Annotated in this window: 9 protein-coding genes and 1 pseudogene; 4 read left to right on the top strand and 6 right to left on the bottom strand. The window is 54.8% G+C overall.

Going from position 1 to position 11,811, the window contains the following annotated elements; genetic code table 11:
• Positions 1-2: 2 nt before the first annotated feature.
• The 4 genes and pseudogenes from KQH55_RS04365 (at position 3) to KQH55_RS04345 (ending at position 6,070) form a co-directional block, all read left to right on the top strand.
• Positions 3-890, top strand: coding sequence for an HlyD family secretion protein (locus tag KQH55_RS04365; RefSeq protein WP_235090278.1), 888 nt, complete (start codon positions 3-5; stop codon positions 888-890).
• A gap of 679 nt (positions 891-1,569) precedes the next feature.
• Positions 1,570-2,742: an iron-containing alcohol dehydrogenase gene (locus tag KQH55_RS04360; RefSeq protein ID WP_235090277.1), complete on the top strand. Its 1,173-nt coding sequence runs from the start codon at positions 1,570-1,572 to the stop codon at positions 2,740-2,742.
• A 1,097-nt stretch (positions 2,743-3,839) separates the two neighbouring features.
• Positions 3,840-5,204, top strand: coding sequence for a hypothetical protein (locus tag KQH55_RS04350; RefSeq protein ID WP_235090276.1), 1,365 nt, complete (start codon positions 3,840-3,842; stop codon positions 5,202-5,204).
• Between the two features lie 73 nt (positions 5,205-5,277).
• Positions 5,278-6,070, top strand: a pseudogene (locus KQH55_RS04345) (IS5 family transposase).
• A 411-nt stretch (positions 6,071-6,481) separates the two neighbouring features.
• Here the strand turns inward: KQH55_RS04345 and KQH55_RS04340 are convergent.
• The 6 genes from KQH55_RS04340 to KQH55_RS04315 form a co-directional block, all read right to left on the bottom strand.
• The gene (locus KQH55_RS04340) at positions 6,482-6,859 is read right to left on the bottom strand and encodes a hypothetical protein (RefSeq protein WP_076794687.1); all 378 of its coding nucleotides are present in this window, start codon (positions 6,857-6,859) and stop codon (positions 6,482-6,484) included.
• Complete coding sequence (locus KQH55_RS16800; protein ID WP_338893519.1) at positions 6,856-7,242, bottom strand: putative holin; 387 nt, start codon at positions 7,240-7,242, stop codon at positions 6,856-6,858. The genes KQH55_RS04340 and KQH55_RS16800 overlap by 4 nt, the downstream gene beginning before the upstream one ends.
• A 217-nt stretch (positions 7,243-7,459) precedes the next feature.
• Positions 7,460-8,035: a lysis system i-spanin subunit Rz gene (locus KQH55_RS04330; RefSeq protein ID WP_076794682.1), complete on the bottom strand. Its 576-nt coding sequence runs from the start codon at positions 8,033-8,035 to the stop codon at positions 7,460-7,462.
• A 408-nt stretch (positions 8,036-8,443) separates the two neighbouring features.
• Positions 8,444-8,983, bottom strand: coding sequence for a glycoside hydrolase family 108 protein (locus KQH55_RS04325; protein WP_076794679.1), 540 nt, complete (start codon positions 8,981-8,983; stop codon positions 8,444-8,446).
• A gap of 828 nt (positions 8,984-9,811) precedes the next feature.
• Entirely contained in the window at positions 9,812-10,708 is an 897-nt protein-coding gene (locus tag KQH55_RS04320; protein WP_139337320.1) for a hypothetical protein, read from the bottom strand.
• 140 nt (positions 10,709-10,848) lie between these two features.
• Entirely contained in the window at positions 10,849-11,412 is a 564-nt protein-coding gene (locus KQH55_RS04315; protein ID WP_235090299.1) for a transposase, read from the bottom strand.
• Positions 11,413-11,811 lie beyond the last annotated feature (399 nt).

Genomic DNA, 11,811 nt, shown 5'->3' with positions numbered 1-11,811 from the left:
ACATGAAACTTCGCCGTATCTTCAGCTTCTTTGCGACTATCGCGATCTTCGCCATTGCCGTGCTGCTCGGTCGCGCGTTGTGGGTCCACTACATGGATTCGCCCTGGACCCGCGATGGACGTGTCAGAGCGGAGATTATCAATATCGCGCCGGACGTATCGGGGCAGATTGTCGAGTTTCCGGTGCGGGACAATCAGTTCGTGCATCGCGGCGACGTCCTGATGCGCATCGATCCGAACCATTACCGCATCGCCGTCCAGCAAGCCGAAGCGCTGGTCGCGGCACGCAAGGCGGATCTACAGATGCGCCGTGACGATGCCGCCCGACGCCGGGATCTGGACGCACTGGTTGTTTCGAAGGAAAACCGCGAAAATGCTGTGATCCAAGCCGCCAGCGCCCAGGCCCAATATGAACAGGCGCTCGCGCAGCTCGCCGCGGCGAAGCTGAACCTGGAGCGCACGACCGTGGTCGCGCCAGTGGATGGCTATGTGACAAACTTGAATGCCTATCGCGGCGATTACGCCATCGCCGGGCAGCCTAAGCTGGCGCTCGTTGACAACCACTCGTTCTGGGTCTACGGCTATTTTGAGGAAACCAAGATCCCGCTGCTTAAAATCGGCGACCCGGCCGAGATGCGACTGATGAGCGGCGCGGTATTGAAAGGCCATGTCGAAGGGATCTCGCGCGGCATCGCCGACCGCGATAACCCGATGAGCCGCGAACTGCTTGCCGACGTCAATCCAACCTTCAACTGGGTCCGTCTTGCGCAGCGTGTTCCAGTACGCATCCATATCGATCAGGTGCCCGACGGCTTGATTCTGTCCGCCGGCACGACCTGCACGGTGGTGGTCACGCCGGCCGCGGCAACCGACGCCGGGCCGCGCACGTAGTCAGGCGGTGGGCAACGCCGACCCCGCTGCGATGGCCCGCATTGATACCCTCTGGCTGACGACGAAGCCAGTTGATACGCCAGCCAGTGTCGATACGCTGCTGACGTAGGTGGTCAAAGTGGTTTGGCGCAGTACGGCGCATCATGCGTACCGGGTTGCCCATTGTCGCTCGAGCCACATGAAGGTACTGTCTACGATGGCCTTGGGGGCCGCTTGCGGCACGGCGTCTGAGCCAGAGACGTTCCACCCGGACCGAGGGCCAGCAGGAGATTGCGATTGCGCTCAATTTCGAACCACTGTGAGCGCTGGTGAGCAAGCTCGCCTGGCAGATGCTTGCTCACGGTCGCGCGACCACCGACGTGTAATACCCCGGAAGCCGTGAACGACGGGTGGCAGGCTTCGCGACATTTTCGCCAGATTGGCTCCAACTCGACAATCCAAAATAAAAATGATCATTGGGGCGTGGCAGTGTTTTCCGCAGTGGCCATTGTTTCATGCTCAGCGCGAACAAGCGGATTGGACTGCTCCATAACGCAACACATTGCTTCGAATGACAACACAATGCGCATGACACACCCCAAGGAGAGCGCTTGAAAATCGTCCTTTCGGACGCTGGTACGGTTCGTGCCTCAATCCTTTGGCCGCAAGACGGTAAGCCCCCCAAAAACTCGGAGACGCAATGAGCTACCTAAACATCGCTGATCGTACCGACAGCTTTTTCATTCCCTGCGTGACCCTCATCGGACCGGGTTGTGCACGCGAAACCGGTGCTCGAGCCAAGTCGCTCGGCGCAAAAAAGGCGCTTATCGTGACGGATGCCGGCCTGCACAAGATGGGGATCTCCGAGATCATCGCAGGCTACCTCCGTGAGGCTGGGCTTCAAGCCGTGATCTTTCCGGGTGCCGAACCCAATCCGACCGATATCAATGTCCACGACGGTGTCAACCTGTTCGAGCGAGAAGGTTGTGACTTCATCGTCTCGCTAGGAGGCGGCTCGTCGCACGACTGTGCAAAAGGCATTGGACTGGTCACCGCCGGCGGTGGACATATCCGCGACTACGAAGGTATCGACAAATCAACGGTGCCCATGACGCCGTTAATTTCTATTAACACGACGGCCGGCACTGCGGCGGAGATGACGCGATTCTGCATCATCACCAACTCAAGCAACCACGTCAAAATGGCCATCGTCGATTGGCGCTGTACCCCGCTTATTGCGATCGACGATCCGCGCCTGATGGTAGCAATGCCGCCGGCATTGACCGCCGCGACTGGCATGGACGCGTTGACCCACGCAGTGGAAGCCTACGTCTCCACCGCAGCCACGCCGATTACCGACGCGTGCGCCGAAAAGGCAATCGCTTTGATAGGCGAATGGCTGCCGAAGGCCGTCGCGAACGGCGAATCCATGGAGGCACGTGCCGCGATGTGCTACGCGCAGTACCTCGCCGGCATGGCGTTCAACAATGCGTCGCTCGGCTATGTGCATGCGATGGCACATCAGCTCGGCGGGTTTTACAACCTGCCGCACGGCGTCTGCAATGCGATCCTGCTGCCGCACGTGTGCGAGTTCAACCTTATCGCCACGCCCGAGCGCTTTGCCACCATTGCTGCGCTGCTCGGCGTGAATACCGCCGGGCTCAGTACAGTCGACGCTGCGCGGGCTGCTGTAACAGCGATCCGGAACTTGTCCGCATCCGTTGGTATCCCGTCGGGTCTGGCTGACCTGGGCGTGAAGGCACACGATCATGAAGTTATGGCTAGCAATGCGCAGAAGGACGCATGCATGCTGACCAATCCTCGCAAAGCAACCCTCGCCCAGGTCATCGCAATCTTCGAAGCCGCGATGTAAAGCAAATCCCGCCTTCACCGGGGAATCGTAAGGAACAAAACAGCTGCATGCGAGCTTTGGCGGACCGGGCATTAGGCGCCGTGCTATCTCCATGCTGAAGAAGCATGTTTTTCGACATGTTCTACTATCGGGTGTCTGTGCCCATCGATTTCAAGATGGACGCGGCGCCCGCCCGTATCTTGAGACGTCCATCCGAATTGCACGCTTCAGCCGCATGCATTCCAATCAGCGGCGCTACGTGTGCATAGAGAAGCCTCAAGACCGACAGGCGTGCAGACCGTGTTCTTTTTCAGGCACGACGACGGCTCATGGCAAGTTTTCCCCCGCGGCGAAACGGCCTACGATGCGGGTGACCCAAGGCGGAACTTCATGGTCACTCAGGCAGTGAACCGTAAGTCGATACGGTCGGACACCAACTAGGCTCGACGGACCATGGCAGAAGGTTGGGTAATGGTGAGCGCTAGGCGGTCGTAGTCCGTTGTAGAATCGCCAGCGCTTGTTGAGCAACTTAGCCTAAACTCAGCTTCGGATGTAATGGTCGACCTGCGAAAAAGGCGTTCCAACCATGGAAAAGCTTAAACGGCATCTTGAGTCCGCATTGACGATCAAAACTTGACCTCGAAGAGCCGCTGATTTGTGAGATCGAGGTCGAAGGCGTCGGAGTCGAATTTATTAACCGGCGCCTCAGTAGCCGCGGGTACGGCGCGCTTGCCTGGGCGAGCTGATCCAGATTGACGGCAGCGAGCATTCGTGGTTTGAGGAGCGCGCGCCACAGTGCATGCTGCTGGTGTACGTGGACAATGCGACGAGCTGGCTGGATTCAATCTAGCCGGTTGATGCATACTTCGCGACGCTGCCTGCGATCAAATCGGCAGCATGACTACCCCGGATGTTCCACTTGAAAATCTTGGAACACTGTCGCACAACCGCGGCCCCTTCTTTTCGTCGAACACCGCTTAGCGCTTGATCGTCAAGTACATCGACGATATCTTACTTGGTATCAGCGTAAAAATCTGACACAAACTTGCGAGCGCAGTTTTTACGCCACGGCCAGGCAGCGGAAAAGCGATACATAGTCGCCTCTACTAGGAGGGGAAATGAAGCGGAAACGGACATACTCGGAGTCGGAACCGATACACGCCTTGCCGAATAAACGCGCTCGACATTGGACAGAGCGAAGTCGGCAACGCAAGCTTTCGGAGCCCACGCTGGCATCAGATGCGCTACAAGATGCGCAGCAGCGCGATTTTCATCAGCGTACCATCGAATTAGTCCGCAAAAGCCTAGCGGGTTTCGCCCAGCCACCGCAGCGTCGATTACCCGAGCTGGAAGAAAAAAGCTTCTATTATGATGATCAGCACGATGCTAACAGGCCTGATATCGTTTATCAGGTAAAATATGGGCCTGCGGCCGCTATTAGTGACGCGGATAAGCAGTGGCTTAAGCAATATTATGGTGAAGATGTTAGCAAGCGCTACACTCAATATAACTCGAAACGACCTTTTTATGCCGAGGCAGCACAACAAACGGGTCGCCCACTAACCCACCAGGAAGCTGCGGTGAATGAAGGCAAAGACCCTGGATCAACAAGCATTAACCACCTCATTGCGAGCGCAACCGGTCAGCATTTGATGAATCAAATGACATTACTGTACAGAGCGGGCGCGCAACAGTTCGAAGAAGCGGAAAAAGCGCAAAATCAGCAAGATGATAATATCGGAGAGGATGAGGCTAAATCTATCTGGAAACAAAAACGGGCGGGACTGGCAAAGCAGGCGGCAGCGATGGGCCGGCTACGCGGGTTCGGCCGTGCGATTTTGGCCGATGAATATACTCGCCATGGTTATGGTACTGAATTACGTGATGTGTGGGTTGCCACCGATTACAATGCTAATATCCTAAAACGCAACCGGATGGCTGCCGACATCCAAAGGGCTTTTGAGGGAAAAACGCCGGCGGATCGACTCCAAGCCTATAAAAATTTTATGGCTAATACGTTCGACTCTACCGGCAATCTCCGGCTCGGTCACGGCAAAGGAAATGGCCGGGTCTCTACGGGTTTCGATATGCCGGTCACAGAGAAGTCAACACCGACACCTCGCGGACGGCGTTTATTTGAAGCGAACTATAATTATGGCATGCCTGAAATGCAAGTATCAGGCAAGGTGGACAATTTTAAACCCGGCATGTTTACCACTGTCCAAAAAACAGGAGAGCCCGAACAAAATTTAACGAGTAGCCAATGGGCGCCCCATCCGCCTAATTTATTTCAGCAGATCGCAAAATATATTGCTGCATCTAACACCCGCCTTGCAAAGCCCAGCGCAGCACGTGCAGATTTGTCGAACGCACAAGCAACCAACCACTTTTGGTTTGCTACTCTGCGCCAGAGGATGCAACCGCAAAAACTGCACGAGTTAATTGCGTGGACGCGATTTCGCTCTCCGCCAAACGATTTTTGATGCCAACAGGCCGCCCCACCTCATCGCCTAGAGCGTGTTATGCACTTTCAGCAAGGCTCAAAATCGAATCGAGATGGAGAAACGCAGACCCTATCCGAGCGACGTGACGGACGAAGGATGGCGCTTCGCTGCTGCGTATTTGACGTTGATGGAGCCAGACGCACCGCAAAGACGGTATGAATTGCGCGAGTTGTTCAACGCGCTGCGTTGGCTAGCTCGTGCAGGCGCTGCGTGGCGCATGCTGCCCGACGAACTTTCCGCCATGAGAAGCGGTGTATCAGCAAACTCAACGCTGGCTGCGAGCGAGCTGCTTCGAAGCGATGGTTCAGGATTTGCGTTCGGTGCTGCGTGTTGCGCAGGGCCGGCAAGGCCAGCCCAGTGCGGTGGTTCTGGACGGGCGTACGTTGCAGTCGAGCTGCGAGCGTGGCCCACGCGCAGGCTACGACGGGTACAAGCGCAAACGGGCAAGCAAGGTGCATATGGCCGTCGATACGCTCGGGCATTGGCTGGCGGTTCATGTCACGCCGGTCAATGAGCAAGCGCGCGCGCAGGTTCCGGTTTAGCACAAGAGGGGCAACTTGTGAGCGGGCAGAGCGTGAAGCTTGCCTTTGCCGACCAAGGTTATATAGGAGAAGAGCCGGCACAAGCCGCGCAAGATGAAGGCATCGAATTGCAGGTTATCAAACGGTCAGAGGCAAAGAAGGGCTTTATCCTGCTGCCGCGCCGATGGGTCGTCGAACGCAGTTTTGGATGGCTCAATCGCTCGCGACGACGAGCGTTTGCCTGAAACGCTCGTCGACTTGCATTTCGTCATCTTTGCCATGCTCATGCTCGTTCATGCCGCGCCTATCTTGCAAAGTGCATAACACGCTCTAAAGAATCGTGGCGATGTCATTGAGCGTGCGCTCGGCCGCTGCCAGCGGCATATCCGCGACGTTGCACGCTCGCTCGATTACGAGCACACTTATTTCGCATTGCCGCAATCGAATTGGCCTGGCGTGGCACCAACGTCGCGAACGAAAGAGCAACAAGCGCGGCTCGCGCGCTATGAATCGATCCCGCGCTATCATCGAAGCGGCATAGCAATCCGAGCGATTACGTCCATCATGGCATTGGAGCGGCGCACAGTGCGGTACTGAATTCATGCCGGCGAGTTTTGCTAAAGAGCGCCGACAGGTGCGCTCCCAATACCGTCAACTCGTATACCGAATAATTGGACGATTCAACCAACCGCAAGATCTGCCCTCATCGATTGTATTGAATCAAAGAAAGCTTCGCTACGGCTGTTTACGCTCGCTTAATACCCTCCGGCGTGTCTTGCGCGTTTGACGCAACGCCTCGGTGATGACGCCAACATCTCCACGCGCCATCATCACAAAACTCAGCACCAAGGCATTGACCGCCACATGCGTCGGTTCCACCGGTGTGGAATACCATCCTGCACATACACGTACCGCCAAAATACCATACACCGCGACCAACCAAAATCGTATCGCTCGTTCATACCAATTCAACGGACTGCGCCGGGGTACTGGCGCACTAAAGGCAAACAACAGAATCAGAAAAATCGCACTTGCCAATACCCCATTCATCCACAGCAGCAGCAAGTCCCATACGCTGTAGGCATTGAAGTACGCTATCGCCGCTTTTATCATTTGTTTAACTCGCTATTCTTAGTGTCATTAACAGGCGTACTCCCAATGATCCGGTAGGTTAACTGAGTCAACAGTTCCGGTACTATTTTCTCTGACCAACCCAACAGTGTATTGGCCAGTGTCACGATCGCCGCCGTAGACAGAAACGCGGCAAGCCATTCCGGTAGCCCCACGTACTGCTGCACTGACGAGGTCACCGAAAATCCGCCAATCACTGATACGCCGAAATATGCTACCTTGCGCGGCCACGACGGTTCACGGCTATGCAGCAAAAATATCAATGCACCGCACACTACCCCACTTATCAGGGTTAGGTCATCCTGTGTCCAGGCCCTTGAACTGAACACGGAAGGCACACGCAATAATAGTTCAAAGCACCACATCATGCTATACCTCTGCTATATGTTCGCGCATCCGGCATCCAGTTGATCGGACCGTGCATGCTATGCTTACAACTGTATCGTATGGACATTGTTTGGGCTGGCCATCTGGGCAACCAACGCATTTCGCTTACGTGGTTGCCCGATCACCGTACGCTTGAATTACACTACAGACTTGCATTGATACCTCCTTTGGTGACCAATCGTTCAAGACATTTTGTCATGGTACCGCCGACTGAAGCCCGGCCACGGGACACTCTGCGGTTTCAGGCCGCACCGCGCACACGTAAGCTTGTAAGGCCTTGAGCTTATCTATTTCTCGCTGGTCGTCGTCAGCGACCCGGAAAACGCGTTCTGCAACCGCTGGGTCGAGGTCTGCGTAGGTGGGGGAACCATCGCCCATTCCGGTGGTGGAGGCAAAGTCGGACACGTCACGGCTACGGGTTGAACAGTTGACGACGGCGACACGCAGCCGCTCAGTACCAGCAGCAAGAGCATTGCGCAAACGTTGATTTTCATTCTCATGGGCTTGGCGCTCCTGACTCAGTTGTGCATCCAGCGTTTCAATCCGGCGGGCCTGGACCTCACGCATAGCGGTCGCTTTCTGTTGCGCGGCCAAAGCTGCGTCTGAAATCGCTTTTATTTGTTCGGCATGCTGTTCATGGTCCCGGGCTCGCGCAGCTTGTTCTTCAGCCAGCCGCCTACCAGCGATGACCGAGCTTATGCTCCAACCCAAGGCAATCCCTACAATGAATAGAACACCATAGGGTGCGATCCATCTCAGCAAATGCTGCATTGCACTCTCCTTGACCGTGGCAGCTGTGTTCCCCGCCTAAGGCACGTCGACTGCTATCCCACAAAGGTTTCTGCTCCTGCCTGTGTACTAAACCTATCCCATGCACTCATGCAGCCGGAACGCTAGATGGGCTGAAAAAGGCAAAAACACTATATACCGCATTTATCTCATTGCCCAAACGAATCCTGACTTAAACCGCCATCATTGAAAGAATTAGCAATGTAGGCACAGCGACTATGCTTTAAAAACAAGCCGCCGTGAAACAATACACTTGACATCGCTCAATTAAGTGCGACTATGGCATTGTTACGGATATGTAGCGATTCGCACAAAAATAAAAAAATCATAGAACATTGCTACGCATTGCATCTAATTTTGAAATAAATAGCTTGGGGTGGGAAGTACCTTTCATAGTCGGTTCATTACCCAGCCAAACACGAATGCTTCGTCTTTCTCTCGTCTCTCTGCCAGCTCAATGTAACGCGCCCCTTGTAGGCTATTGAGTGCCTTGAGAAGCGCCACTTGCCCTGGCTCTTTGCGTTTGTCCAGAAAAGCTTTGAGCGCCGCGGTGGTTTTGAGGCCTATCAAACCATCTACCATCATATCGGGGTAATCGGCCTGCCGACGATTGAACACATTGAGCACACGCTGCAGAAACTGTGCTGCCACCTGCGCGCCCATATTGACACCGGTATCAAATAATTCAAGCGCAATCGGCGCTGATAGTGTGGCAACGTCCTCCAGATGCAGCTGCTCCCAATAGCGACGCCGATAAATGGCTTTGGCGGTTGCTAAGGGCAACAAGGTCATCCGACCCGAATACCCTTCTGCTCGCGCCACCGCCTCAGTAATGCCATAGGATGTTTCGCCGCCGCTATCATCAGGATGATTAGAGTAGCCTCCTTCTCGGGCCACCGTCTTTTCAAATGCATCATCAAACGCCGTCATGGCTTTGCTCCTCTTCATAAGATCGCCATACGCATCCTTCTTGAAAAATTCACTTGAGTCAACAGGCGAATGGGTTCAAACGATAAGCTGTTCAAAAAATAAAACTATCGAATGCAACAGATACCAGTCCCGTTTGCCACGGTGACCACGGCGAGATCGCAACTGATGGGTCTCCACTTTGATGTCGCGCGAGCTCAGGCTGAAACGACCGTACCATCAATCTGCGTAGCGAATGGTCGTCGCCGGAAAATGGTGAGCGTGATAAAGCGATTTTTTCTTCTTTAGCCCCCGAGCTGACCCGAGCTCGTTTACAATACAATGTGACAAAGCCAGTGCTCGAGCGCCGACATGCAGTTCTGTCAAAACAAGCCATGGCGATAGTCACAAAGAAAAATCTACAAACGTCATTGGTCGCGAGTGGGCACCCAAAGGTGAAGGGTTCAATGGCATCATCGGCTGACCGTTTCCCTCCATCTGATGCGCGCAAGGACAACGAGAATGCCTGCCGAAGATCGGGTCAAGATGTCAGTGTCTGTTATCGCGACGGAAGACGCCGTGGAGGCAGTAAATTGCGTACCTTCTGCGAGATAATCGTTCGAATCATACGAAACCTGGCAGTAGTGACTTAGAGAGGTGCTCGCAGCAGACTAAGCATCTTCACGGCTTGCACGCCATTGAAGAATTTTTTACTGTTATTTTATAAAGATTTTTTATGGTCAAAACGCCATAAATTGTGCAAAAAAGTACGATTACCCATAATAAGGTTGGCCTACCGGCGTTTCCCATCTTCAACTTCACCGATTCCAACGCAGACGGATCGACGACGGTTCACTTTGGCCTGGGCGGACGGGCGCTGGTCAACCAGCTAGCATGCCAGTAATTTTGCTTGGGCCGGTACATTTGCTCATAATCAGGTCCAAACCGCCATTTTTTCGAGTTAAAGATCTCATAGTGCGGAACTTCTCTGTCCTTTTTCCAAAACCGCACATGCTGCTTGACCTGATCGGTTTTTTGATGCCGATACAGCCATCTCAGTTCACTGGATGTAATACTGGTCCCATGCCCTGTCTTGCCCGCTACCGCACTGAGATTTTCATCAATGTCGTCCACAATAAAGTGAATGTTTTTTTGCCTGACCAACAACTGGTACTCAAGTCCCGCCTTACTGGTTTTCTTCCATAAAGCCTTACTCGCCTCTAATGTTAATTGTTGGCTTGGTGTCACTTCGCTAGCAACATTGTAGCGGGGATGACGGGACAAAAACGTTTTGAATGCAATACCTCGCTGGGCATCGGCTAACGTCTTTTTGATGCGCTTGTCTGACTGGTAAACGTAGGGCTTATCCAGCGGATCCCATACCGCATTTGTCAAGTCATTTTGAATCAAAATTCTTTTAGGCGGCAGCGCATCCCGCTTTTGCGTGACGCCGCTGCCTTGGTCTAAGTTACTAAACCCGGCTTGCTTTAACGTGTCCAGTGCGCGCTTTCTCGGCGCATCTAGACCATAGACAATATCCCCCTCTTGAAAGGCCGCTGCCAATTGTTGATACGGAATTTGTTCACCGCCTTGGTTCGCTTGCGAAGCAGACGAAAGTCTAGCCAACACGGCTTGAATCGGTGCTAGTTTAAATGTCTGCGTTGACTCGTCCCCCCTCTCGGATAACCGCCTACTCGAGCGGCGCGAGGATTGATGCACTGCGTCCTGCTGAACGACATTTGTTTTCATTTTCCGCTCCTCATGGATCCGCTATGCTTGACACACAAGTCGATGGAGAGTTGCTCGCCCACCGGCTCCAGCCAGATTCACATTGAGCGAGCTAGCCCGTTCGTCGATTTCAACACACGGTGAAATGGTACGCGCATAGGCTAAACTATACCGCTGCATAGGATATGATACTTTAATGTTCGCGTGCCAGGTATGCGCATTGTTGCGCGCAAGGTAAATTTGGACCACCTTTCAGTACAGTCGGCCTTTTTCGCTCGTGACGTTGCTACCACGTGCAGCGTATTCAATTCGATCGCCGGCAATGCGAGAAAAGCGTGTTCGTGATCAAGCGAGCGTGCAACTTCGCGGATAGGCCGCTGGCAGCGACTTAGCGCGCGCTCAATGGCATCGCCAAGATGCTTCAATAGATGCCATCGGTCGGCCACTTGTATGGCTCGCGGGGCGCCACGTGTGATGCCTTTGGCGTAAACCCCAGCGCGATCGCGCGACACGATGCGAATTGTGCGGTTTCCTGTTAGCCAGTTCGCCACCGATGTCGCATCACGATCGGGCAACCAATCTAATGGGCGCCGTTGCTCAATGTCGACCAGTAGGGTGCCATAGCGATGAGCGCGTTTGAATGCCCAGTCATCGACGCCAACTATGGTAGGGTTGGATGTCGTCGCGACGTACTTTTGACCGTTGCGCTTGAGCAAACGAAGCATCGTTTCGCCGCTGATCGAGATGCCCAGCCGCTGCGCCAGGCGCGCATCTGCGGCGCCACTGAGCGCCAAGCCCACATGCCACAGCGCCGTCTGTGCTCAGGCTGTGCGGCGCTGCTGACGCGCAGTGAATGGCGCAAGGCATTGGGCGAATGTTCTCCGGCGACCCAGCCAGATTGCTATACGTTTCTCGACACTGGCAGTGGCGCGCATCGCGCCGTGGGGCCCGCACTGGGGCCGTGCGGGCTGCAGCACGCGCGACTGATTGGGCCAAGCTCGTCCATACGGGGTGGCACTGCCGCGCAGGGGGAACGGCCCCCCACTCGGGGCAGGCGGTGCTCGAGTGCGGGTTGAGCCAGCGAGGTAGGCGGAGCCGGGGGGCGTTCGCCACAGCCCAACGCC

Origin of the sequence: Mycetohabitans sp. B3 (genome assembly GCF_021498065.1) — a bacterium.
Classification (GTDB): domain Bacteria; phylum Pseudomonadota; class Gammaproteobacteria; order Burkholderiales; family Burkholderiaceae; genus Mycetohabitans.
The sequence above is the reverse complement of the archived record's forward strand: the minus strand, read 5'-3'. Positions and strand labels throughout refer to the sequence as shown.

Coding starts and splice junctions, on each gene's coding strand:
- KQH55_RS04325 (WP_076794679.1), bottom strand. CDS start 8,983: ATGACGGCGTTTGATGATGCATTTGAAAAGACGGTGGCCCGAGAAGGA.
- KQH55_RS04320 (WP_139337320.1), bottom strand. CDS start 10,708: ATGAAAACAAATGTCGTTCAGCAGGACGCAGTGCATCAATCCTCGCGC.
- KQH55_RS04365 (WP_235090278.1), top strand. CDS start 3: ATGAAACTTCGCCGTATCTTCAGCTTCTTTGCGACTATCGCGATCTTC.
- KQH55_RS04360 (WP_235090277.1), top strand. CDS start 1,570: ATGAGCTACCTAAACATCGCTGATCGTACCGACAGCTTTTTCATTCCC.
- KQH55_RS04340 (WP_076794687.1), bottom strand. CDS start 6,859: ATGATAAAAGCGGCGATAGCGTACTTCAATGCCTACAGCGTATGGGAC.
- KQH55_RS16800 (WP_338893519.1), bottom strand. CDS start 7,242: ATGTGGTGCTTTGAACTATTATTGCGTGTGCCTTCCGTGTTCAGTTCA.
- KQH55_RS04350 (WP_235090276.1), top strand. CDS start 3,840: ATGAAGCGGAAACGGACATACTCGGAGTCGGAACCGATACACGCCTTG.
- KQH55_RS04330 (WP_076794682.1), bottom strand. CDS start 8,035: ATGCAGCATTTGCTGAGATGGATCGCACCCTATGGTGTTCTATTCATT.
- KQH55_RS04315 (WP_235090299.1), bottom strand. CDS start 11,412: ATGCTTCGTTTGCTCAAGCGCAACGGTCAAAAGTACGTCGCGACGACA.